The organism is Kocuria sp. SL71 (assembly GCF_026672465.1).
GTDB lineage: Bacteria > Actinomycetota > Actinomycetes > Actinomycetales > Micrococcaceae > Kocuria > Kocuria palustris.
On record NZ_JAPPRE010000001.1, the window covers coordinates 617,456 to 641,214 of the forward strand.

21 protein-coding genes, 2 tRNA genes and 1 pseudogene are annotated in these 23,759 nt (G+C 69.7%); 19 read left to right on the top strand and 5 right to left on the bottom strand.

Annotation, left to right across the window (positions count from 1 at the left end; all coding sequences use genetic code 11):
* Positions 1 to 31 precede the first annotated feature (31 nt).
* Positions 32 to 538, top strand: coding sequence for an acyl-CoA thioesterase (locus OVA15_RS02895; protein WP_268142948.1), 507 nt, complete (start codon positions 32 to 34; stop codon positions 536 to 538).
* Between the two features lies 1 nt (position 539).
* Positions 540 to 1,205, top strand: coding sequence for a hypothetical protein (locus tag OVA15_RS02900; protein WP_268142949.1), 666 nt, complete (start codon positions 540 to 542; stop codon positions 1,203 to 1,205).
* Between the two features lie 6 nt (positions 1,206 to 1,211).
* On the opposite strand, the gene OVA15_RS02905 is transcribed toward OVA15_RS02900, so the two are convergent.
* Positions 1,212 to 1,655 (bottom strand): globin, encoded by a 444-nt coding sequence (locus OVA15_RS02905; protein ID WP_268145585.1) that lies wholly within the window; start codon positions 1,653 to 1,655, stop codon positions 1,212 to 1,214.
* Between the two features lie 287 nt (positions 1,656 to 1,942).
* A complete protein-coding gene (gene pepN, locus OVA15_RS02910) occupies positions 1,943 to 4,588 on the bottom strand; it encodes an aminopeptidase N (RefSeq protein ID WP_268142951.1) in 2,646 nt (881 codons plus the stop codon).
* 204 nt (positions 4,589 to 4,792) lie between these two features.
* Here pepN and OVA15_RS02915 point away from each other — a divergent pair, with 204 nt between their 5' ends.
* Together OVA15_RS02915 and OVA15_RS02920 are read left to right on the top strand one after the other, a co-directional pair.
* A complete protein-coding gene (locus OVA15_RS02915) occupies positions 4,793 to 5,302 on the top strand; it encodes a ribose-5-phosphate isomerase (protein WP_006215146.1) in 510 nt (169 codons plus the stop codon).
* A gap of 3 nt (positions 5,303 to 5,305) precedes the next feature.
* Positions 5,306 to 6,241 (top strand): Fpg/Nei family DNA glycosylase, encoded by a 936-nt coding sequence (locus OVA15_RS02920; protein WP_268142954.1) that lies wholly within the window; start codon positions 5,306 to 5,308, stop codon positions 6,239 to 6,241.
* 202 nt (positions 6,242 to 6,443) lie between these two features.
* On the opposite strand, the gene OVA15_RS02925 is transcribed toward OVA15_RS02920, so the two are convergent.
* Positions 6,444 to 6,517: transfer RNA gene (locus tag OVA15_RS02925), tRNA-Gly, on the bottom strand.
* Positions 6,518 to 6,752: 235 nt separating this feature from the next.
* Between OVA15_RS02925 and OVA15_RS02930 the strand changes: the two genes are divergently transcribed.
* From OVA15_RS02930 to clpX, 5 genes are all read left to right on the top strand, one after another.
* A tRNA-Pro gene (locus OVA15_RS02930) sits at positions 6,753 to 6,825 on the top strand.
* 131 nt (positions 6,826 to 6,956) lie between these two features.
* On the top strand, positions 6,957 to 8,330 hold the full coding sequence (gene tig / locus OVA15_RS02935) for a trigger factor (protein WP_053447237.1): 1,374 nt from the start codon (positions 6,957 to 6,959) through the stop codon (positions 8,328 to 8,330).
* A 209-nt stretch (positions 8,331 to 8,539) separates the two neighbouring features.
* Entirely contained in the window at positions 8,540 to 9,169 is a 630-nt protein-coding gene (locus OVA15_RS02940; protein WP_053447238.1) for a ClpP family protease, read from the top strand.
* Positions 9,170 to 9,219: 50 nt separating this feature from the next.
* Positions 9,220 to 9,906 carry an ATP-dependent Clp protease proteolytic subunit gene (locus OVA15_RS02945; RefSeq protein WP_006215150.1) on the top strand — a complete coding sequence of 229 codons (687 nt, stop codon included), beginning with the start codon at positions 9,220 to 9,222 and terminating at the stop codon, positions 9,904 to 9,906.
* 269 nt (positions 9,907 to 10,175) lie between these two features.
* Complete coding sequence (clpX, locus tag OVA15_RS02950) at positions 10,176 to 11,462, top strand: ATP-dependent Clp protease ATP-binding subunit ClpX (protein ID WP_006215151.1); 1,287 nt, start codon at positions 10,176 to 10,178, stop codon at positions 11,460 to 11,462.
* Positions 11,463 to 11,635: 173 nt separating this feature from the next.
* Here the strand turns inward: clpX and OVA15_RS02955 are convergent, their stop codons facing one another.
* The gene (locus OVA15_RS02955; RefSeq protein WP_268142957.1) at positions 11,636 to 12,523 is read right to left on the bottom strand and encodes an ABC transporter ATP-binding protein; all 888 of its coding nucleotides are present in this window, start codon (positions 12,521 to 12,523) and stop codon (positions 11,636 to 11,638) included.
* Positions 12,524 to 12,764: 241 nt separating this feature from the next.
* Between OVA15_RS02955 and OVA15_RS02960 the strand changes: the two genes are divergently transcribed.
* Both OVA15_RS02960 and OVA15_RS02965 read left to right on the top strand, forming a co-directional pair.
* Complete coding sequence (locus tag OVA15_RS02960; RefSeq protein ID WP_006215153.1) at positions 12,765 to 13,331, top strand: TetR/AcrR family transcriptional regulator; 567 nt, start codon at positions 12,765 to 12,767, stop codon at positions 13,329 to 13,331.
* Positions 13,332 to 13,509: 178 nt separating this feature from the next.
* A complete protein-coding gene (locus tag OVA15_RS02965) occupies positions 13,510 to 14,115 on the top strand; it encodes a mycothiol-dependent nitroreductase Rv2466c family protein (protein ID WP_259896037.1) in 606 nt (201 codons plus the stop codon).
* A 182-nt stretch (positions 14,116 to 14,297) separates the two neighbouring features.
* Here OVA15_RS02965 and valS read toward each other — a convergent pair whose 3' ends face one another.
* Complete coding sequence (gene valS / locus OVA15_RS02970; RefSeq protein WP_268142961.1) at positions 14,298 to 16,952, bottom strand: valine--tRNA ligase; 2,655 nt, start codon at positions 16,950 to 16,952, stop codon at positions 14,298 to 14,300.
* 333 nt (positions 16,953 to 17,285) lie between these two features.
* On the opposite strand from valS, the pseudogene OVA15_RS02975 reads away from it, so the two are divergent.
* From OVA15_RS02975 to OVA15_RS03010, 8 genes and pseudogenes are all read left to right on the top strand, one after another.
* Positions 17,286 to 17,590: pseudogene (locus OVA15_RS02975) on the top strand (urease subunit gamma).
* Positions 17,591 to 17,601: 11 nt separating this feature from the next.
* Positions 17,602 to 18,039: an urease subunit beta gene (locus tag OVA15_RS02980; protein WP_024290660.1), complete on the top strand. Its 438-nt coding sequence runs from the start codon at positions 17,602 to 17,604 to the stop codon at positions 18,037 to 18,039.
* A 21-nt stretch (positions 18,040 to 18,060) separates the two neighbouring features.
* Positions 18,061 to 19,776, top strand: coding sequence for an urease subunit alpha (ureC, locus tag OVA15_RS02985; protein WP_024290659.1), 1,716 nt, complete (start codon positions 18,061 to 18,063; stop codon positions 19,774 to 19,776).
* A gap of 78 nt (positions 19,777 to 19,854) precedes the next feature.
* A complete protein-coding gene (ureE, locus tag OVA15_RS02990) occupies positions 19,855 to 20,346 on the top strand; it encodes an urease accessory protein UreE (RefSeq protein ID WP_061711310.1) in 492 nt (163 codons plus the stop codon).
* Positions 20,347 to 21,057, top strand: a complete 711-nt coding sequence (locus tag OVA15_RS02995; RefSeq protein ID WP_061711309.1) for an urease accessory protein UreF — start codon at positions 20,347 to 20,349, stop codon at positions 21,055 to 21,057.
* 67 nt (positions 21,058 to 21,124) lie between these two features.
* The gene (gene ureG, locus OVA15_RS03000) at positions 21,125 to 21,736 is read left to right on the top strand and encodes an urease accessory protein UreG (RefSeq protein WP_006215161.1); all 612 of its coding nucleotides are present in this window, start codon (positions 21,125 to 21,127) and stop codon (positions 21,734 to 21,736) included.
* Positions 21,729 to 22,625, top strand: coding sequence for an urease accessory protein UreD (locus OVA15_RS03005; RefSeq protein WP_268142965.1), 897 nt, complete (start codon positions 21,729 to 21,731; stop codon positions 22,623 to 22,625). Before ureG ends, OVA15_RS03005 begins: the two co-directional genes overlap by 8 nt.
* A 60-nt stretch (positions 22,626 to 22,685) precedes the next feature.
* Entirely contained in the window at positions 22,686 to 23,618 is a 933-nt protein-coding gene (locus OVA15_RS03010) for an urea transporter (protein WP_268142967.1), read from the top strand.
* Positions 23,619 to 23,759: the final 141 nt, after the last annotated feature.

Consider the following 23,759-nt stretch of genomic DNA (forward strand, 5'->3'; position numbering starts at 1 on the left):
GGCGTCGGGCCCGTGTGCTTCCATGGATGGCATGACCACCCTGAGGATCCCCGTGCAGATGCGCTTCGGCGACATCGACTCCTACGGCCACGCCAACAACGTCATCCAGCTGCAGTACTTCGAGGAAGCGCGAGTGCGTCTCAGCGAGTCGACTCTGGAGGGCGTCCCCGGTGTGCCGGGGGGCGTGACGTTCCGGGAGCTCGTGGGGCAGCGCCTGACCGTGATCGGGCGCCAGGAGGTCGAGTACCTGGCGCAGCTGCACTACCGCATCTCCGACATCGAGGTGGAGGTGTGGGCCTCCCACATCGGCACGAGCTCCTATGTGCTCAACTACAGGCTCCAGGACGCGGGCGGCGGGACCGTCTACGCGATCGCCCAGTCCACGACCGTCGAGATCGACGCCAGGACCGGCCGCCCGGAGGCATTCGGCCCGGAGCAGCGCGCCTTCCTGGAGCACTGCAGCGGGGATCCGATCGTCTTCGGCCGCCGTCCGGCCGAGACCGCAGCCCACGAGGGCTCGGGCGCTCAGGAGGCGTGAGATGGGACGTTCGCTGCGCCTGCGGGACCGGGAGTCCGTCGAGGACGTCGGCACATACCTGAGCCGAGCCCGGGCGGTCGATGCCGAAGGAGCCGTGCGGTTCCAGGCCGTCGGCGGTGCCGTGGGGATCTGGACCTGCGCCCTGGCCAAGCAGGGGCTGCTCGACTCCACGCCCACGGTGCTCGGGCTGCGCACCGCCGGACTGTCCGAGGCCTCCGAGCTCGACGTCGTGGTGTCGCTGGCGGCCGTGCTGGACCGGATCCCGCGCGCGGATCAGGACGACACCCGGCTGGGCCTGCCGCCTCATGACGCCCACGCGGCCTGGGCCGGGATCTCGCCGTCGCTGTCGGGCTGGGAGACCGTTGCCGCAACCCCGGCCCCGGAGCTCGTGCGCGCGGCCCGCGACGGCATCGAGGAGGTCGCGCGCACCGTGCCCACGGATTCCGGGCAGGAGATCGTCGACCGCGTGCGCTCGCAGGTCTGGGGCCGGGTCTCGGAGTGGGGGCAGACTCCCGGTCACTCCGTGGACGTCCCGGTCGGGGCGGCGTTCGCCGCCTGGTCCCTGGGCTTCCTGCGCGCCGACGACGACTCCGAGGTCCCGGTGGCCGTGCACGGCTCCTGGGCGCGGCTGGCGTGTCCCGGCGGGTTCGTGCTGATCCGCCGCTGAGGACGATCAGCCGGGGCTGTTGACGAGCGAGTGCGCCGCGCGCTCCAGGTAGTCCCACAGGACGCCCTCGTGCATGGGGGACAGCTCCAGCGTCTCCACGGCGGCGCGCATGTGCTTCAGCCAGGTGTCGCGGGCCCAGGTGTCCACCGTGAAGGGCATGTGCCGCATGCGCAGGCGCGGGTGGCCCCGCTCCTGCGAGTACGTGCTCGGCCCGCCCCAGTACTGCTCCAGGAACATCCGCAGCCGACGCTCGGCGGGACCCAGGTCCTGCTCCGGATACATGGAGCGGAAGCGCTCGTCCTCGGCCACCCGGGCGTAGAACTCGCGGGTGAGCTTGGCGAACGTCTCATGCCCGCCGATCTCGTCGTAGAACGACGAGCTGCGCGAGGACTCCGCGCCCTGCTCGTCGGAGCCTGAGACCGAGCCGGAGCTGCGCTGCGGGCGGCGCATGGCCGACAGCGGGCGGCCCACCGGGATCAGCCGCGCATCGGCAGGAGCCTCCGGCGCCGTCGGCTGCTGAGCGGGGTCGGGGACGGGCGCCGATACGTGCGGAGCCTGACCGGTCGAAGCCCCGTCGCCGGCTGCCTGCGGGGCCGCCTCGCCCGTCGAGGGATCCTCACGGTCGTCGGAGTCTCGGGGTGCGCTGGGCTCGGGCATGCTGGCCTCCTCGGGGTCGCCGGACACGGGGTCCTGTGCTGCAGGGTGCTGTGCTGCGGACAGCGTGGGGTCGGGGCGCGTCATTCCATGGTGGTGCGCGGTGCGGGCGTGCGCTTGGCGGCCTCGGCATCCGCAAGAGAGGTGAGATCGGGCTCGTGCACGCCGGGGGATGCCGGGTGGGCGGCGTCGACCTCCTGTGCGGCCACGGCCCGCACCACGCGGTCCCGACCCTCCAGGGCCAGGCGGCGCAGGCCGTTGAGGTCCTCGGGGATCTGAGCGATGAACTCATCGGCGGCATCCACCGTGGCCTGGACTGCCGTGCGGGGGAACAGGCCCACCGCGATCTGCTCGGCGAGCTCGTGCGAGCGCGTGCGGTAGATGTCGGTGACCTGCTCGAAGTAGCGCTGCGTGTAAGGGGCGAGCAGCTGCGGATCCTGGGTCTTGCGGAACCCGGCGATCGCGGCGGCCTGCAGCGAGTTGGGCATGGTGCCCTCCTCGACGACGGCCCGCCAGGTCTCGGCCTTGGCCTCCGGCGTGGGGATCGCGGCCCGGGCCGAGGAGGCCGAGATGGCCCCGTGCTCGGTGTTGTCCGCCTGCAGCGCGGCGTCGATGTCAGCGGCGCCGGCGCGGCCGCCCGCGGCCAGGCTGATCAGCAGCGACCAGCTCAGGTCGTCGTCGATCTCCAGGCCCTCGAGCCGGACCTGACCGGAGCGCAGCTGCTGGACCAGGTCCAGATGCTCCTCGGTCGAGGCGCGGCGGGCGAAGGCGCTGACGAACTGCAGCTGATGATCCGAGCCGGGTGCCGCCTTCTCGGCGAGCTCCCAGAGGCGGGTGGCGGCATCGTGGTCAGTGGCCTGGCGCGCTCCCGCAGCCACGTACGAGTCCAGGACCTGGTCCAGCCGGCGCAGCTGCAGGTTCACGGTGGTGGAGTCGGACTCCTGTCCGATGTTGTTCAGCACGGTGTCCACGTAGGCGCGGGCCGGGGTCACGCCGTCGTGCACGCCGTCCCAGGCGGCCTGCCACACGAGGGCGCGCGGCAGCGAGTCCGCGAAGTCCTTGAGGTGCTCGGCCGCGGTGTCCTGCGAGCACTCATCCAGGCGGATCTTGGCGTAGGCCAGGTCGTCGTCGTTGAGCAGGATCAGGTCGGGGGCATCGCGCCCCACGAGCTCGGGGACCTCGGTGAGCGCGCCGTCGATGTCGAGCTCGTGGCGGTGGGTGCGCTGCAGCAGCCCGGTCGCGGAGTCGACGTCGTAGAACCCGACCGCAAGGCGGTGCGGGCGCAGGGTCGGCAGCTGCTCAGGGGCGGTCTGCTCGATCGCGAACGAGGTGATGACGCTGTCGTCGTCGCGCTCGACCCGAGGGATCAGGGTGTTGACCCCTGCGGTCTCCAGCCAGCGCTGGGACCAGTCCTTGAGATCGCGACCCGAGGCCTTCTCAAGCTCGACCAGCAGGTCCTTCAGCTCGGCATTGGCCCAGCCGTGGGCCTGGAAGTAGGTGCGCAGCCCGGCCATGAACTCCGGCTGGCCCACCCAGGCCACGAGCTGCTTGAGCACAGAGGCGCCCTTGGCGTAGGTGATGCCGTCGAAGTTGACGAGCACGTCCTCCAGATCGGCGATCTCGGCCTTGATCGGGTGCGTGGTGGGCAGCTGGTCCTGCTCGAAGCCCCACGACTTCTCCCCGGAGGCGAAGATCGTCCAGGCGCCCTCCACATCCGTGGCCTGTGCGCTGGCCAGGGTCGAGGCGTACTCGGCGAAGGACTCGTTGAGCCACAGGTCGTTCCACCAGCGCATGGTCACGAGATTGCCGAACCACATGTGCGCCAGCTCATGCAGGATCGTGATGACGCGGCGGTCGCGGCGGGCCTGCGTCGGCTTGGAGCGGAAGACGTAGGACTCCACGAAGGTCACAGCGCCCGCGTTCTCCATGGCCCCCGCGTTGAACTGCGGGACGTAGAGCTGGTCGTACTTCTCGAACGGGTACGGGGTGTCGAACTGGGCCTCGTAGAACTCGAAGCCCTGCTTGGTGATGCGGAACATCTCCTCGGCATCGACGTGGTTCATCAGCGACTTGCGGGCGAAGACGCCCAGGGGGATGGTGCGGCCGTCGCTGGAGGTCAGCTCGTCGCGCACGACCTCGTACGGGCCGGCCACGAGTGCGGTGATGTACGGCGGCAGCACGGGGGTGGGGGCGAAGGCCCAGGTGCCCTTGTCGCCTTCGACGACGGGCTCCGGGGTGGGCTGGTTCGACACGACCTGCCAGTGCGCCGGCGCGGTCACCGTGAAGGCGAAGCGGGACTTCAGGTCCGGCTGCTCGAACACCGGGAACATGCGCCGCGTGTCGGCGACCTCGAACTGCGAGTACAGGTAGACCTCGCCGTCGGCGGGGTCCACGAAGCGGTGCAGGCCCTCGCCGGTGTTCGTGTACGCCATGGTGGAGGCGATGACGAGCTGGTTGTCCTCGGCCAGCTCGGGCAGGAGGATGCGCACGCCGTCGGAGACCTCCGCCGGATCCAGCTCACGGCCGTTGAGGCGCACGGAGGACACGGAGGCCGTGAAGGCGTCGATGAAGCTGTCCGAACCCGGCTCCCGGCACGTGAAGCGGACGGTCGTGAGCGCCTCGAAGGTCTCGTCGCCGGTCGTCAGGTCCAGCACGACGTCGTAGGAGGCGACCTCGAGGGCGGCGGCGCGCTGGGCGGCCTCCGCGCGGGTCAGGTTCTTTCCGGGCACGGTCGGGTCCTTTCCGGACAGTTCTCCACTTGCGGTGCGGGCGGCGGCTCATCAGGGCATCTTCGCGCTGACTGAGGGAGGGGCCTCCCGGGCGTTCTGCCCATGATGCCATGCGCCTCGCACGTCGCAGCAGGCGATTAGGCTGGGGCCGCATCTGGGGCGCGGTCCGTGCGCCCGTCGAGAACTCGAGGAGCTGAAACGCTAATGCGCGTGCACATCGCCACGGATCATGCCGGAATGGAGCTGTCCCAGTACCTGGTCGAACAGCTCTCGCAGCGCGGATTCGAGATGATCGATCACGGCCCCGAGGTCTATGACGCCCTGGATGACTACCCCTCTTTCTGCATCCACGCCGCGCAGGCTGTGATCGAGGACCGCCAGGCCGGGATGGACTCCCTGGGCATCGTGCTGGGCGGCTCCGGCAACGGCGAGCAGATGGCGGCCAACAAGGTCACTGGCATCCGCGCCGCGCTGGCCTGGTCGCTCGACACAGCCAAGCTGGCCCGGGAGCACAACGACGCCCAGGTCGTGGCGCTCGGGGGACGCCAGCACACCCGGGAGGAGGGCCTCGAGATCGTGCTCGCCTTCCTGAACGAGCCGTTCTCCGGCGACGAGCGCCACGTGCGCCGCATCGCCCAGATCGAGGAGTTCGAGCGCACCGGGAGGGTCGTCGGCCACTACGACGCCGTGACCGCCCGCGCCTATCGGGGCTGACCCGTGCCGGAAGGGCACTCGGTCCACCGCCTGGCCACTCAGCTCGGCGACGTCTTCGGCGGGCAGGCTCTGGTCGTGTCCAGTCCGCAGGGTCGCTTCTCCGACGGCGCGGCCATGCTCGACGGCCGGCGGCTGGTGTCCTCGCGCGCTCACGGCAAGCAGCTGTTCCTGGAGCTGGCGGCCCCGGATGATCCCTCCGACGTCCTGATCCTGCGCTCGCACCTGGGCATCTACGGCGCCTGGGGCTTCGCGGGAGATTCCGAGTTCTCCGCCGCCTCCAGCATCGGGGCTCCGCGCCGGCTGGGGGAGCGCGAGTCGGAGGACTCCCTCCAGTCCGTGGAGCACGATGACGACGGCCGCGTGATCCCCGATCCGCCCGTGGGCGCCGTGCGAGTGCGCCTGGTCGGAGACCACGGCTGGGCCGATCTGCGCGGACCCGCGCTGTGCACGGTGGAGAGCCCGGACGAAGCGGCTGCCGCTGAGGCGAAGCTCGGCCCCGATCCGCTGGATCCAGATGCCGACCCGGCTGCCTTCTGCGAGCGTGCGGCCCGCAGCCGTCGTCCGATCGCCGTGCTGCTCATGGAGCAGGACATGATCGCCGGCGTGGGCAACATCTTCCGCGCCGAGTCGCTGTTCCGGCAGGGCGTGGATCCGTTCCTGCCGGGGGCCTCGACTTCCGAGGAGACGCTCGAGGCGCTGTGGAGCGAGAACGTGGAGCTCATGCGCACCGGCGTGCGACTGGGACGGATCATCACCACGGATCCGTCGGACCGCCCCGGGATCGACGAGGCCGAAGCATGGCCCGAGCAGGCCAACTATGTCTACGGCCGAGCCGGCCTGCCCTGCCGTCGCTGCGGCACGACGGTGCAGCGCCAGCAGCTGGCCGGGCGCGCGCTGTTCTGGTGCCCGAGCTGCCAGCCGCCGGTCTCACCCCGCTGAGGCCGCAGCAGCGCACGCGATCAACGCTGATCGGGTGCCGAAGTGCGGCCTGGACCACCGGAACGAGTGTGCGGTGCCGTCTCCTGGTGAGTTGGTGACAGATCTGCGCCTCCTCAGCGCTGAGGGGCTGCAGATCTGTCACCAGCCGGCAGAGCGACGACGAGGGCCCCGGCGATCTGCTGATCGTCGGGGCCCTCGATTCTGGAGGGGATGACGGGAATCGAACCCGCGTAATCTGTTTGGAAGACAGAGGCTCTACCATTGAGCTACATCCCCGTGCATGCGTCGACGGCATCGAATCCGACGAGCACGAGCGACGATGAAACTACCCCACGCAGACCACCTCGGCAAACCGCGCGGAGCCCCCGCGGGTGCGGCATGACGGTGCGTGCGGCTAGACTCGTGCGATGTCCGCGCCCAGGCGCGGGCACCGCGGACGGTCAGCGGACCCCGCAGCGTGTGCCACCGGCTCCAGCCGGGTCCCTCCGGCAGCGCGCGGCCCGCACGCCCACGGGGTGTAGCGCAGTGGCTAGCGCGCCTGCTTTGGGAGCAGGAGATCGCAGGTTCGAGTCCTGTCACCCCGACGCCTGTCCCCGTCGCCGTGCTGTGCGCGGTGCACGAGGACGCCGTCCGTGCCTGCGGCCCAGTGACGGTCCGCAGGCCGAGCAGACATCGCATCATCACCGATCCGAATCCACTGAGGAGTGCATCGCCAGTGCAGAGCACCGTCGAGAAAGTCAGCCCCACCCAGGCCAAGATCGAGCTGGAGATCCCGTTCGCGGAGCTCAAGCCGTACCTCGATCGCACCTACAAGTCCCTGGCTGATCAGATCCAGGTGCCGGGCTTCCGCAAGGGCAAGGTCCCCTCGAAGCTGATCGAGCAGCGCGTGGGCTACGACTTCGTCGTGGAGAACGCCCTCCAGGAGGGCATGGACTCCTTCTTCCAGCAGGCCCTGGCGGAGAACGAGCTCACCCCGATCGCCCAGCCCAAGCTCGAGGTCACCCAGCAGCCCTCCTCCGAGGACCGCGAGGCGGACGTCAAGGCGACCGTCGACGTCACCGTGCGCCCGGAGATCGAGCTGCCTGAGTACAAGGGCCTGACCGTCGAGGTCGAGGCGCGTGACGCCGAGGACGCCGACGAGACCGAGGCCCTCGACGAGCTGCGCGGCCGCTTCGGCACCCTGAAGAGCATCGACCGCCCGGCCGCCGACGGCGACTTCGTGACCCTGGACCTCCAGGCACTGGTCGACGGCGAGGAGGTCGACGCCGCGAACGACCTGTCGTACCAGATCGGCTCGGGCAACATGCTCGAGGGCATGGACGAGGCCATCCTGGGCCTGTCCGCTGACGAGGACGCCACCTTCGAGACCAAGCTGGCCGGCGGCGAGCACTCCGGCGAGGACGCCACCGTCAAGGTCAAGGTCACGGCGGTCAAGGAGCGTGAGCTGCCCGAGGCCGACGACGACTTCGCCCAGATGGCCTCGGAGTTCGACACCATCGAGGAGCTGCGCGCCGACCTGAAGAAGCAGGCCGCCGACTCCGTGGTCGTCGATCAGGGCATCGAGGCCCGCGACAAGGTCCTCGACAAGCTCGTGGAGCTCGTCGAGATCGAGGTCCCGGAGTCCATCATCGAGGACCAGCTCGAGCAGCACTTCAACAACCCGAACGCCGAGGCCGGGCACGACACCCCGGAGCACCGCGACGAGGTCCGCGACAACGCCCGTGCGGCGTTCCGCAACGAGATCATCCTGGACGCCGTCGCCGACGCCGAGGAGATCGGCGTGGAGCAGTCCGAGCTGATCGACTACATCGTCACCACGTCGCAGCAGTACGGCATGGACCCGAACCAGTTCGCCCAGATGCTCGACGGCTCCGGCCAGGCCGGGATGATGGTCGGCGAGGTCCGTCGTCGCAAGGCCCTGGCCAAGGTCCTCGAGTACGCGACCGTCTCCGACTCGAACGGCAAGCCCGTCGACCTGTCCGACTTCGTGAAGCCGGCCAACGAGACCGCGGAGGAGGCCTCCGAGGCCGCCGCCTCGGACGCTGCTGTCGAGGCCGACGAGATCGTCGAGCCGAACGACGGCAAGTGATCCGATCCCGGTGAGCGCCTCCTGAGGGAAGCCCGCCCCGGGCCCAGCGTACGGCGCCCCGTCCGATCGGACGGGGCGCCGTCGTCGTCGCGGGGATCCGCGGGCCCGCGACAGCCATCAGCGAACATTGCCGCCGAGCTCCCCGCGCGGCCCCGCCGCCGGATTAGTGTCGGAGGCAATCAGAACGACCCCGAGAAGAGGACGCACCCATGACTTCGTCGCAGCCGCGAATGGAGACCACGCCCGGCCCCATGGGCCAGGACGACTACGTCTACAACCGCCTGCTCCGCGAGCGCATCATCTGGCTCGGCTCGCAGGTCGAGGACCGCAACGCGAACCTGATCTGCTCGCAGATGCTCCTGCTGTCCGCGGAGGACCCCGAGGCGGACATCTACCTCTACATCAACTCCCCGGGCGGGTCGGTGACCGCCGGCATGGCGATCTACGACACCATCCAGCTCATCCCGAACGACGTCGTGACCGTGGCCACCGGCCTGGCCGCGTCCATGGGACAGTTCCTGCTGTCGTCGGGCACGCCCGGCAAGCGCTACGCCACGCCGAACACCCGCATCCTCATGCACCAGCCCTCGGGCGGCATGGGCGGCACGGCCTCGGACGTGCGCGTGCAGGCCGAGCTGATCATGGACATGAAGAAGCGCCTGGCCCAGCTCACGGCCGAGCAGACCGGTCAGAGCATCGAGAGGATCCTCGAGGACAACGACCGCGACAACTGGTTCACGGCGGAGCGGGGCCTGGAGTACGGCTTCTTCGACCACATCGCCGCGAACGCCTCGGGCGTCTCCGGGGGCGGCGGCACCCGCAAGGACACCGAGTCCTGAGCCCGCAGCCCACGCCCGCTGATCTTCCGAAGGAACCGAGGATGACTTCCATGCACAACCACCAGGCCATGGCCGCCGCCTACGGCGCCGGCTCCGCGGCATCCCACATGCCCTCCTCCCGCTACGTCCTGCCGGACTTCGAGGAGCGCACTCCCTACGGCTACCGCCGTCAGAACCCGTACACCAAGCTGTTCGAGGACCGCATCGTCTTCCTGGGCGTCCAGGTCGACGACGCCTCCGCCGACGACGTCATGGCGCAGCTGCTCGTGCTCGAGGCCCAGGACTCGGACCGCGACATCACCATGTACATCAACTCGCCGGGCGGCTCGTTCACGGCCATGACGGCCATCTACGACACCATGCAGTTCATCCGCCCCGAGATCCAGACCGTGTGCCTGGGCCAGGCGGCCTCGGCGGCCTCGGTGCTGCTGGCCGCCGGCACCCCGGGCAAGCGCCTGGCACTGCCGAACGCCCGCGTGCTGATCCATCAGCCGGCCATGCAGGGCCAGGGCGGCGGACAGGCCTCGGACATCGAGATCCAGGCCAACGAGATCGTGCGCATGCGCTCGTGGCTCGAGGACACCATGGCGGTGCACACCGGCAAGTCCTCCGAGCAGATCAACCGCGACATCGAGCGCGACAAGATCCTCACGGCCGCAGAGGCCAAGGACTACGGGATCGTGGATCACGTCCTGGAGTCGCGCAAGGCGGTCAAGCCCAAGACCGTCACCCCGTGACACCACGGGTCGGCCGATGGGCTGATCCTCCGGCGGGAGGGCGAGGCGCACGCAGGCGCCTCGCCCTCCCGCCGTCTCATCGCCTCGAGCCCCGGTCGGCCCATGACGGGCGCGGCGACGTCCGCCGAGCGGGCGGACACTCAGGCGCAGTCATGTTGTTGGGCGGGTCGTCGCCCCTCGCGTATCGTGGAAGAGTCAGCGCCGACCGGCGCTGATCGTCGTGCGCCCGCGCCCGGGGCGTCGGCAGCACCCGGCAGAAGGAGAGCCCCATGGCCCGCATCGGCGAGAGCGCTGACCTGCTCAAGTGCTCCTTCTGCGGCAAGTCCCAGAAGCAGGTCCGCAAGCTCATCGCGGGCCCCGGCGTCTACATCTGCGACGAGTGCATCGAGCTGTGCAACGAGATCATCGAGGAGGAGCTGACGGAGACCGTCGGCCAGGAGGACTCCTCGCTGCCCACGCCCCGTGAGATCTACGACCACCTCCAGCAGTTCGTGATCGGCCAGGACCCCGCCAAGCGGGCGCTGTCCGTGGCCGTCTACAACCACTACAAGCGGGTGCGCGCCTCCCAGGAGGGCCGCCCGCTCCAGCTGGCCACCGACGAGGGCGACGAGTCCGTCGAGATCGCCAAGTCCAACATCCTGCTGGTGGGCCCCACGGGCTCCGGCAAGACGTACCTGGCGCAGTCGCTGGCCCGCAAGCTCAACGTCCCGTTCGCCGTGGCGGATGCGACCTCGCTGACCGAGGCCGGCTACGTGGGCGAGGACGTCGAGAACATCCTGCTCAAGCTGATCCAGGCCGCCGACTTCGACATCAAGCGCGCCGAGTCCGGGATCATCTACATCGACGAGATCGACAAGATCTCCCGCAAGTCGGAGAACCCGTCGATCACCCGCGACGTCTCCGGCGAGGGCGTCCAGCAGGCGCTGCTGAAGATCCTCGAGGGCACCGTGGCCTCGGTGCCGCCGCAGGGCGGGCGCAAGCACCCCCAGCAGGAGTTCATCCAGATCGACACCACGAACGTCCTGTTCATCGTGGCGGGGGCGTTCGCCGGGCTCGACGAGATCGTGGAATCCCGCGCCGGCAAGACCTCGATCGGATTCGGCGCTCCGGTGGAGCAGATCCTCAATCCGCAGAAGGCCATGCACTCCGGCACCGTGCTGCCGGAGGACCTGCTGAAGTTCGGTCTGATCCCGGAGTTCATCGGCCGCCTGCCGATCATCGCCGCGCTGGACGAGCTGACCACCGAGGATCTCGTGCGCATCCTGCGCGAGCCCAAGAATGCACTGCTCAAGCAGTACCGCAAGATGTTCGAGCTCGACGGCGTGGAGCTCAGCTTCACCGACGAGGCCCTCACCGCGATCGCGCAGAAGGCGGACGAGCGCGGCACCGGCGCCCGCGGCCTGCGCGCCATCATGGAGGAGGTCCTGCTCCCCGTGATGTTCGATCTGCCCACTCTCGAGGATGCGGCTCAGGTGATCGTCGAGGCCGAGTGCGTCACCGACGGCGTGGAGCCCCAGATCCTCATGGCCCCGGACGAGGAGTCCAAGTCCGCCTGAGCCTGAGCTGATGCCCGGTGTGCGGGGAGCGGACCCAGTCTCCGGATCGTGCAGCCGGCTCCCGGACGTCGACGAGCAGGCAAGCAGAGACACATGAGCAGGGCCCCGATCGCCGCGCGGCGATCGGGGCCCTGCTCTTCTGCGGACTGTCCTGCGCACAGGTGCTCAGCGGCTCAGGCGCTGCGCGTCGAGGCGGAGGGGTCCGCGCGTCGGGTGCGGTTCTTCCTGTGCTTGCGCAGCGCTCTCAGCGCGATGAGGAGCAGACCCGCGGCCGCCCAGCAGACGAGCACGATCAGTGCGTGAGTCATCCCGGTGCCGTCGAAGAAGGCCACTGAGCGCAATGCGGTGCCTGCGGCGCCGATCGGCAGCTGCTGTCCGATCGCGCCCCACGGCTGCGGCAGCCACTGCCAGCCGGTCGCCATGCCCGACAGAGGGTTGGCCACGAACATCATGAGGACCGCGCCCAGTGCCAGACCGGCACCGCCCAGCACGGACTGCAGCCCGGAGACGGCCAGGGAGATCGCCGCGATGCCCAGCGCGAGCACGCCGGCCAGGGCCCAGAAGTCGCCGTCGACCGCGTGCAGCCAGCTCTGCAGGACCCAGGTCACGGCCACGCCCGCCAGTGCCGAGAAGCCGATGATGCCGAGGGCGCGCACAGCGGGACGATTCCCGGACAGCATGGTGAAGGCCGCAGCGGAGATCATGCCGCCGAAGGCCAGCGGCAGGGCAAGCGTGCTCATGGCCGTCGCGTTCGGGTCGTCGTCGGTCAGCGGGGCGACGTCGCGCACGGTGACCTCCTGGGTCGGGGCCTGCTGGGGCTGGTCACTCGGGGCCTGCTGGCCCTGCGCCTGTCCGCCCTGAGCGGCAGTCTGATCGCCCTGCGCCGGAGCCTGCTGTTCCTGCCCCTGTGCCTGCTGCGCCTGGGCCTTCTGCTGCTCCTCCAGACCCGTGGCGATGCCGTCCATCATCGTGCCGTAGGGGGTGCCGGCTCCCGAGGCCTTGAGGATCTCGACACCCTGCTGTCCCACCGTCACGGCACCGATGGCCTCTCGATCGGCCACGGCCTGCTCAGCCTGCTCGGCGTCGTCGTACTCGGTGATCTCGAAGGCGCCGGGGGAGCGCTCCTCGAGCGCATCGGTGATCTGCTCGACGGCCGGGGCGGGACCGGCGACCGCCAGCGGCAGGTCCTCCGGGCCGGAGTTCGGGGCCGGTGAGCTGGGTCATGGCCGTGCGAGGATCATGAGGCGGCGTTCCGGGCGTCAGAGTGCTGCCAGCCGAGAAGATGACCACGGAAGGACCACCATGCGAGCCGATGCCCGAGCCAAGCGCGCTGCTCTGCAGACGGCCGGGGCTGAGCTGTTCGCCGAGCAGGGCACGGACGTCCCGCTCAGCGCGGTTGCGGTACGAGCGGGCGTGGGGATCGGCACCCTCTACCGCCATTTCCCCACGCGAGGGGAGCTCTACCTGGGGGTGATGGAGGCAGTCGTCGAGAAGGTCGAAGCGGCGGCCGCTGAGCTGGAGACGGCGTGGGATCAGGATCCCCGGGCCACGTGGCAGGCAGCCGCCCACGAGCTCGGGCGGCTGCGGATCGGCGCTCTGGTGGAAGGTGCCGACCCGCAGCGCAAGGCGGCGTTCGAGGAGGCGGGCTGGGACCGAGTGCTGCAGCTGCGGGACCGGCTCTTCGACCGGCTGGGCGCGCTGCTGCGTCGGGGCAAGGAGGCGGGGCTGGTGCGGGAGGACCTGAGCCCTGCGCAGTTCTACTTCGGCCTGGCGGTGGTCACCCGCCCGCTCCCGGAGACCGTGACGCAGACCATGCCCGTGGATCTGAGCTGGCTCGTGGGCGCCTACTTCCACGGTCTGCGTCCCTGAGGGGCGGGCAGGCTGCGCACACGCGGCGGGCGGTCGGATCCTGCACGTCATCACGCTGTCAGCGGACGCCTCGACCTGTGCCGTCCGTGCGTCATAGGTTGGGCAGCGATGGTCGGGCCCTGTTCCGGGTCGGCCGCCCCGCACATGGCGGCACCTCGCCGCTGATCAAGGAGTGAGCATGTCTGACAAGGTGGACTTCTGGTTCGACCCCCTGTGCCCCTGGGCCTGGATGACCTCCCGGTGGATGGGCGAGGTCCAGCAGCGCCGCGATGTCGAGGTCGACTGGCGCATCATCTCCCTGGGCATCCTCAACGAGAACAACCCGGACAACCACCACCACGGCCACGACGAGTCGATGTGGATGGTCCGCGTGATCCAGGCTGCCGCGCAGGCCCACGGCGACGAGTACCGCAAGAAGCTCTACGACGCCATGGGAACCCGCTGGCACGTCCAGGGCTACGGCGACGAGAAGAAGATGGTCGAGACCATCGCCGAGTCCCTCGAGGAGGTCGGCCTGCCGGCCGAGCTGATCGAGGCCAAGGACTCGACCGACTTCGACGCCGCCCTGCGCGAGTCCACCGAGGCGGCTCAGGCCGTCGCGGGCAAGGACATCGGCACCCCGTGCATCGCCGTGAACGGCACCGGCTTCTTCGGCCCTGTGTTCACCCCGGCTCCCAAGGGCGAGCAGGCGGCCGAGATCTGGGACGCCGCCCTGACCCTGTCGGGCTACTCGGGGTTCTACGAGCTCAAGCGCGGCCGTGAGAAGGGCCCGGACTTCAGCTGAGGCCTCCGGCCGCGCTCGCCGGAACTGCCCCGACGACGGCCGCCGTCACGCCCGTGGCTGACGAAGGCCGTGGTCGACGGGGCAGGCGTCGGCCAGTATCCGACGCAACTCGATGAGGCGCCGAGCAAGCACTACGGCCCCCGCACCGATCGGTGCGGGGGCCGTAGTGCTGTGCCAGCGGATCAGGACTGGTCGGTCTCCTCCGGGGGAGCCAGCCGGACGTCGCCGACCAGCAGCAGGGCATCGCCCGTCTCGCCCTCCACGACGGTCAGCTCGCGTGCGTTGCCGGCCGCCTTCAGATCGCCCAGCCCGGCCTGCAGCTGCTCGACCTGGGCGGCCGGGGCCGTGATGGTCGCCGACAGCACCTCCGTGCGCTGCTTGACCTTGGCTTCGGACTTGGACTTGCGCAGCCCGGACAGTGCCACGCCCACGGCGGTGAGGATCTCGGGATCGGCCTGATCGGCCTGGCCCAGGGACTCGGCCGACGGCCACGGCGCGCGGTGCACGGAGCCTGCGCGCCACCACGACCAGACCTCCTCCGTGGCGAAGGGGATGAACGGGGCGAACAGCCGCAGCAGCGCATCCAGGGTGGTGGCCAGGGCAGCATGCACGGAGGCCTGCTGCTCGGGGCCCTGCGCGCCGTAGGCCCGGTCCTTCACGAGCTCGACGTAGTCGTCGGTGAACGACCAGAAGAACGACTCCACGAGCTGCAGCACCCGGGCGTACTCATAGCCGGCCAGGGCCTTCGACGCCTGCTCCACGACCTCGCGCAGACGTGCCAGCAGGGCGCGATCCAGGCTGTTGACGATCACCGACGGATCGGCACCGGCGGAAGCGGCTCCGGTGCCCAGCACCGAGGCCTCCGTGACGCCCTGGTTCAGCACGAACTTGGAGGCGTTGAGCAGCTTGATCGCCAGGCGACGGCCGATCTTCATCTGACCCTCGTCGTAGGCGGTGTCCGCGCCCAGGCGTGCGGAGGCCGCCCAGTAGCGCACGGCATCGGCGCCGTACTTCTCCAGGACCTCGTTCGGCACGACCACGTTGCCCTTGGACTTGGACATCTTCTTGCGGTCCGGATCCAGGATCCAGCCCGACAGCGCGGTGTGGCGCCACGGCACGGAGCCGGCCAGGGTCTCGGCGCGCACGGCGGTCGAGAAGAGCCAGGTGCGGATGATGTCGTGGCCCTGCGGACGCAGGTCCATGGGGAACGTGGAGGCGTGCAGCTGCGGATCGGTCTCCCACCCCGTGGCGATCTGCGGCGTCAGCGACGAGGTCGCCCAGGTGTCGAGCACGTCCGGGTCGCCGGTGAAGCCGCCCGGGACGTCGCGCTGCTCCTCGGTGTACCCCGGGGCCGGCTGGGCGGCGGGATCGACCGGCAGCGCGGCCTCGTCGGGCAGCACGGGGGAGTCGTAGACCGGCTCGCCCTGGGCGTCCAGCGGGTACCAGACGGGGATCGGCACGCCGAAGAAGCGCTGGCGGGAGACCAGCCAGTCGCCGTTGAGCCCCTCGATCCAGTTCTCGTACCGGGAGCGCATGAACGACGGATGCCACTCGATCTCCCGGCCGCGCTCGATGAGCTTCTCGCGGCGAGAGGCGTCGCGGCCGCCGTTGCGGATGTACCACTGCCGGGAGGTCACGACCTCGAGGGGCTTGTCGCCCTTCTCGTAGAAGTTCACCGGGTGGGTGATCTTCTTCGGCTCGCCCTCAAGGTCGCCGGACTCCGTGAGCATCTCCACCACAGCCTGCTGAGCGGAGAACACGGTCTTGCCGGCCACGTTCGCGTAGCGCTCAGCCGGGGCGCCGTCGGCGATCCACGACGGCTGCTCGGCCAGGAAGCGGCCGTCGCGCCCGATCAGGGCGCGGGTGGGCAGCTCGAGCTCGCGCCACCAGGTGACGTCGGTGAGATCGCCGAACGTGCAGATCATGGCGATGCCGGAGCCCTTGTCCGGCTTGGCCAGGTGATGCGCCTTGACCTCGACCTCGACGTCGAACAGGGGCGAGCGCACGGTGGTGCCGAACAGCTCCTGGTAGCGCTCGTCGTCGGGGTGGGCCACCAGGGCCACGCAGGCCGGCAGCAGCTCGGGGCGGGTGGTCTCGATGAAGACCTTCTGCCCGTCCGGGCGGTGGAAGGCCACGCGGTGGTAGGCGCCCTCGCGCTCCTTGTCCTCGATCTCCGCCTGTGCCACGGCCGTGCGGAAGGTGACGTCCCACATGGTGGGGGCCTCGGCCATGTAGGCGTTGTCGGCCTGGAGGTCCTTCAGGAAGGCCAGCTGCGAGACGCGGCGCGAGTGGTCGTCGATCGTGCGGTAGGTCCGGGTCCAGTCGACCGACAGGCCCAGCGTGGCGAACAGGTGCTCGAAGACCTTCTCGTCCTCGACCGCCAGCTCCTCGCACAGCTCGATGAAGTTCTGCCGGGAGACCACATCCCAGTCGCGCTGGTTCTTGGCCGGCTTCTCCGGCGGGCGGTAGCCCTCCACATAGGCGTAGGAGGGATCGCAGCGCACGCCGTAGTAGTTCTGGACGCGGCGCTCGGTGGGCAGGCCGTTGTCGTCCCAGCCCAGCGGGTAGAACACGTTCTTGCCGGTCATGCGCTGGTAGCGGGCGATGACGTCGGTCTGCGTGTAGGAGAACATGTGGCCCACGTGCAGCGAGCCGGAGGCCGTGGGCGGCGGGGTGTCGATCGAGTACACCTGCTCGCGCGGGGTGCCCTCCTGGAAGGCGTAGGTGCCCTGCTCGCGCCAGCGCTGCGAGTACTTCTCCTCGAGGCCCTCGAGGGCGGGCTTGTCCGGGACCGTGATCGTGGTGGGCGTGTCTGTGCCCTGAGTGTTGTCAGCCATGGGGACCAGTCTCCCATGACTCGCGCCTGCGTCTCAGCGCCCCTGTCTGCCCTCACCTGACAGGAATCCCCACCTGGCGCGAATGGATCCCCAGTTGCGCTATCGGAGCGAACAGCGCAACTGGGGTTCCACTCGGCGCGAGTGTGCAGGAGGTCGTCGGGGAGGGCTCGGGCGGCTGTCGGGGTGTCGAAGCCATTCCGTCACGCGAAGGCAACAAAAGAGGAGTGGACCTGTTCGCCGCATGTCGAGAAGGCTTGCGACACGCATCGATCCGAACGGCTCGATCCGACGGCGCGTCGTCGGCTCGGGCCCTCGAGCCAGCAGAGGAAGCTCATGCACCTTCAGCCCAAGGACCAGGAGAAGCTCCTGGTCGTCGTCGCCGCCGATCTGGCCAGACGCCGCCAGGCGCGCGGTCTCAAGCTGAACCACCCCGAGGCCGTCGCGATCCTCACCTACGAGCTGCTCGAGGGTGCCCGCGACGGGCGCACACCGTCACCGACCTGATGAGCTGGGGCAGCACGATCCTCACGGCGGACGACGTCATGGAGGGCGTCCCCGGGATGATCCCGGACGTCCAGGTCGAAGCCACCTTCCCCGACGGCACGAAGCTCGTGACCGTCCACGACCCGATCCGCTGAAGGAGACCGTCATGCAGCCCGGAGAGTACGTCCTCGCCAGCGACCCCGTCGTGTGCAATCCCGGTCGGGAGGCCATCGAGCTCGAGGTCCTCAACAGGGGCGATCGGCCCGTCCAGGTCGGCTCGCACTTCCACTTCGCCGAGACCAATCGGGCGCTCGACTTCGATCGCGAGGCCGCCCTGGGGCGCCGCCTCGACATCCCCGCCGGCACCGCCGTGCGGCTGGAGCCCGGCGACTCGACGACCGTGAAGCTGATCCCGCTGGGCGGCGACCGCGTGGTCCACGGGTTCCGCGACCTGGTCGACGGCCGCCTGGATCCCCAGGAGGCCGCGGACGTCTCCCAGATCAGGTCCGAGGACTACTCGGGCAACCGGCGCCATGCTGCCGGGGACGCTCCGCAGCCGCTGCGCGAGCGCGCCGAGACCGACTACTCCAATGAGACGCGCTGAGCGCGAGAGGACCAGGACGACATGAGCTTCGAGCTGAGCCGGGAGCAGTACACGAGCCTCTACGGGCCCACGACCGGGGATGCGATCCGACTGGCGGACACCGAGCTGTTCGCGCAGATCGAGCAGGACCTGACCACGCCGGGCGAGGAAGCGGTGTTCGGCGGCGGCAAGGTGGTGCGCGACGGCATGGGCCAGAACGGGCAGCTGGTCCGCGACGTCGGCATCCCGGACACCGTGATCACCAACGTGGTGGTCATCGACTGGACCGGCATCTACAAGGCCGACGTGGCCCTGCGCGACGGGCACATCTTCAAGATCGGCAAGGCCGGCAACCCCGACACCATGGACGGCGTCGACATCATCATCGGCGTGGCCACGGACATCATCGCGGGCGAGGGCAAGATCCTCACGGCCGGCGGCATCGACACCCACGTGCACTTCATCAGCCCGGATCAGATCGAGACGGCGCTGGTCTCCGGCATCACGACCATGATCGGCGGCGGGACGGGCCCGGGGGAGTCGACCAAGGCCACCACGATCACGCCCGGCGCGTGGAACATCCACGGCATGCTGCGCTCCTTCGAGCACTTCCCCATGAACTTCGGGCTGCTCGGCAAGGGCCACGGCTCCGCGATCCAGCCCATGGCGGAGCAGATCCGCGCCGGTGCGATCGGGCTGAAGATCCACGAGGACTGGGGCGCCACGCCGTCGTCGATCAACACGGCCCTGGAGGTCGCCGACGAGTACGACGTCCAGGTCGCGATCCACACCGACACCCTCAACGAGGCCGGGTTCGTGGAGGACACCAAGGCGGCGATCGCCGGCAGGGTGATCCACACCTTCCACACCGAAGGCGCCGGCGGCGGGCACGCTCCCGACATCATCGAGCTCGCCTCGCAGCCGAACATCCTGCCGGCATCGACCAACCCCACGCTGCCCTACACCCGCAACACGGTGGAGGAGCACCTGGACATGCTCATGGTGTGCCACCACCTGCGCGCGGACCTCCCGGAGGACGTCGCGTTCGCGGACTCCCGCATCCGCAAGGAGACCATCGCCGCGGAGGACGTGCTGCATGACATGGGCATCTTCTCCATGACCTCCTCCGACTCCCAGGCCATGGGGCGCGTGGGCGAGGTCGTGCTGCGCACCTGGCAGGTGGCCGATTCCATGAAGCGCCAGCGCGGCAAGCTGCCGGAGGACGAGGGGAGCACGGGCGACAACCACCGGATCAAGAGGTTCATCTCCAAGTACACGATCAACCCGGCGCTGGCGCAGGGGATCAGCGGCTCGGTCGGCTCCGTCGAGGTCGGGAAGTTCGCGGATCTGGTGCTGTGGGAGCCGCAGTTCTTCGGGGTGAAGCCGGACATGATCCTCAAGGGCGGAACGATCGTGCACGGGGTCCTCGGCGACCCCAATGCCTCGATCCCCACGCCTCAGCCGCGCTGGTACCGCAAGGCCTTCGGCGCCTACGGCGATGCGGTCTCGGCCGGCTCGATCACGTTCCTGTCCCGTTCGGCGATCGAGCGGGGCGTGCCGCGCCAGCTGGGGCTGCGCAAGGTCGTGCGCGCCTGCTCCGACATCCGGACCCTGCGCAAGGCCGACCTGAAGTTCAACGGCCAGACGCCCGAGCTGGTCGTGGACCCGGAGACGTATCAGGTCTCCGTGGACGGCGAGGTCGTGACCTGCGAGCCGCAGACCGAGCTGCCCATGGCCCAGCGGTACTTCCTCTTCTGAGGTCGTGACCGTTCACCCTGCCCGCGGCGGACGCAGCGTCCGCCGCGGGCAGGACCGACGACGAGAGGAGTCGCGGCGATGATCGTGACCGAGCTGCTCGGCAGCATGAACGACGAGGCCGGGCGCGCCCTGGTGGGGCGGCGGCACGTCGAGCGCGTGGTCCTGGCGGACGAGGATCTGTCCAAGCGCATCCAGCGCGTGCGCACCGACCACGACCGGGAGATCGGGCTGCGCCTGCCCCGCGGCAGCGCCGATCTGGGCGACGGCGACATCCTGGCCGTCGAGGGCGAGGAGGCCGACGGCAATGCCGTGGTGGTCTCGCTGCTGCCCACGGACGTCCTGGTGATCGCGGCGCGCAGCATCGTGGAGATGGCCTTCGCCGCGCACAGCCTGGGCAACCGGCACCTGCCGGCGCAGTTCTTCGACGCGCAGAGCCCGTACGGCGCCGAAGTCATGGTGGTGCGCTACGACCACACCGTCGAGGACTTCCTGGTGCATCACGGCATTCCGTTCGAGCGCCAGGAGAGGGTCATGCCCGAGCCCTTCCGCCACGCGGAGCACACGCACTAGATGAGAGCGGCACCGATCACCGCGGCGGCCTCCGGGCCGGATCCGCTGCTGAGCCTGATGCAGCTCACGGACTCGGCCCTGCCGACAGGCGCGTTCAGCCAGTCGCTGGGATTCGAGACCTACATGCAGCGGGGGCAGATCCACGACGAGGGCAGCTTCGCCGAGTGGCTGCAGATGTTCGCCGATCAGCAGCTGACCTACACGGATGCTCTGGCCATCCGCCTGGTCTACGCCGCGCGCGAGGTGGAGGAGGTCGTCGACCTGGATGAGCTGGCGACCGTCCAGGCGCTGCCGCAGCAGGTGCGCGACGGCGGCATCACCATGGGCCGTCGCCTGCTGAGCATCGGCGCGGCGTCCTACCCGGGACCGTGGACGCTGCACTGCGCGGCGGAGGTCGAGGCCGGACGCATGCAGGGCCATCAGGCCGTCGTCTGGGGAGTCCTCGCCCGCGAGCTGGGGCTCGATCAGGACACCGCCGTGGCGGCCCACGTCCAGGCCACGGCGACCTCTCTGACCCAGAACGCGGTGCGCGGCATCCCCCTGGGCCAGAGCGCCGGGCAGCGCATCATCCGCGCTGCGCAGGACTGGACCCGCCGGGCCGTCGAGGTCTCCCGGGGACTGGAGCGCGAGGACCTGGGTGCGATCGCCCCGGGGCTGGAGATCGCGCAGATGCACCACGAGCGTCAGCGCGCTCGGCTCTTCATGAGCTGATGCGCTCGGCGCCGGGTGCGCCGACAAGACACGAAGCACAGACAGCAATGCAGGAGGAGAAGAAGCCATGGACCCCGTCATCATCGGCATCGGAGGCCCCGTGGGCGCCGGGAAGACCCAGCTGATCGAGCGCCTGACGCGTGCGATGAGCCAGGAGATCTCGATGGCCGCGATCACGAACGACATCTACACCATCGAGGACGCCAAGATCCTGGCCCGCGAGTCGGTGCTGCCGGAGGAGCGGATCATCGGCCTGGAGACGGGCGGCTGCCCCCACACGGCGATCCGCGAGGACACCTCCATGAACGAGGCCGCGATCGAGGAGCTCAAGCGGCGCCTGCCGGACGTGCGCGTCATCTTCGTGGAATCCGGCGGAGACAACCTCTCGGCGACGTTCAGCCCTGAGCTGGTGGACTTCTCGATCTACATCGTCGACGTCGCCCAGGGCGAGAAGATCCCGCGCAAGGCGGGGCAGGGCATGATCAAGTCGGACCTGTTCGTGATCAACAAGACGGATCTCGCCCCGCACGTCGGCGCGGACCTGGAGGTCATGGAGGCCGATTCCAAGGTCTTCCGCAAGGACAAGCCCTTCGCGTTCACCAACCTGAAGACGGACGAGGGCCTGGATTCCGTCATGAGCTGGATCCGCTCCGACGTCCTGATGCTCGACCTTGACTGAGCAGGCTGCGGGCCCCTCGCAGGACGAGCAGTCGCCGAGCGCTCCGCCGACCGGGCAGCTGCGTCTGCGGATCGAGCAGCGCGACGGCCGCTCCTACGCGGCCCGGCAGTTCCCCGACGGAGCGCTGCGGATCCTCAAGCCGCTGCACCTGGATGGCACCGGGCAGGTCTGCTACCCGGTGATCAACCCGGGTGGGGCGTACTTCGGTGCGGACCGCTACGAGCTCGAGCTCGAGGTGGGTCAGGACGCCTCGCTGCTGTCCACTACGCAGTCGGCGACCAAGGTGTATCGGACCCCGCAGGGCCCGGCGCGGCAGGACATGGAGGTCCGCCTGGGCCCCGGGGCGGTGCTCGAGCACCTGCCGGACCAGCTGATCGTCTATCGCGAGGGCTCCTACCGCCAGCGAACGCTCGTGCGGATGCACCCCACCGCGTCGCTGGTCATGGCCGAGATCATCACCCCGGGGTGGTCGCCGGACGGCGAGCCGTTCCGCTTCGACGAGGTGCGGCTGCGCACAGAGGTCCAGGTCGAGGACGACGAGCACCGGCGCCGGCTCGTCGTCGATCAGCTGCGCATGGTCCCCGACGCGGGCCAGGCCATCACCGGCTCGGGAATGATGGAGGGCCGCAGCCACACGGGCCAGCTGCTGATCGCCGATCGGCGCCTGGACGACGAGCTGTACGAGCAGCTGGCCTCGTCCGTGGAGGACTCGGCGACGCTGTCCGGGATCACCCGCGGCGGCCTTCCCCATCCCGACGGCCTGCGGTGCGTCGCGATCCGCTCCCTGGCCGATTCCACGGGCGCGATCGCCGCGCTGCACCGCGGGGTCGTCGACCTGCTGCGGGCCCGGTGGCGCGATCAGCCCCCGCTCGACCTGCGGCGCCCGTGACGACCGGGCCCCGACCCTTCTGCTGCGTCCTGCCGACGCCCCGCTGAGAGGCTTCATATGATGAACGCTGTCCGCACCGTGCTGTACGGGATCTCCCAGATCTTCTTCCTGCGCAGCGCTCCCGCCGGAGCGCTGCTGCTGATCGGCATCGCCGTGGCGAATCCCCGCACCGCGGTCCTCGTGGTGATCGGCTGTGCCGTCCAGACGCTGGCCGCATGGGTCATCGGAGAGCGAGAGCTCGTCCGAGACGGGCTCATGGGCTACAACGGCGCCCTGGTCGGCGCAGCGGCCTCGCTGTCGACCATCCATCTCAACGAGACCGCGCTGTCCATCGCCATGACAGTGGTCGGCGCGCTGGCCTGCATCCCGGCCCACCTGGTCCTCCGTGGCCTGTTCGACACGGACGCGCTGCGCCGCTTCGGACTGCCGGTCTCGACCGCGCCCTTCTGCCTCGTGGCGGGACTGCTCTTCGGCGTGCTGCAGCCGATCGTCGAGCCTGGCATCACGACGACCTCGGCCGGCGCCGTGCAGGGATCGCTGCTCGGGATGCTGAACCCCTTCGCCGAGGTCGTGCTTGCGGACGGCCTGGTCCCGGGGCTGGTGATCCTCGCGGCGCTGCTGGTGGGATCGCTGCGCGTGGGGCTGTGGGGGCTGTTCGGCTCGCTTCTCGCTCTGGTGCTCGGTCTCGTCCTCACCGGCGACATGGTGCCGGTGTCCACAGGTCTGATCGGCTACAGCGCGGTGCTCGTCGCGATCGCCCTGGGGGCGATCTTCTGCCCGGGACGCGGCCTGGTCCACCGGCTGGTCTGCGCGGCGATCGGCGTGGCCGCAGCCGTCGGGCTGCGCTGGGTGCTGGACCCCACCCCCATCCCCACCTACACCTGGCCGTTCCTGCTGGCCATGTGGGCCGTGCTGATCGCAGACGAGCTGCTCTCGCCGCAGCGGCGGCAGTTCTCGGACGCGTCGCCGAGCAGCGAACGTGCGCCCGCGTGAGCCGTCCTGCCGCTTCCGCTCCATCGTCCGAGTGGACATCCCGTTGCGCTGTTCAGCCCGACAGCGCAACGGGGCATCCACTCGATGCGGGGGAGACGAGGGACAGGGGCTCACGGTCTGCCGTGCCGTCTGAGATGCCCG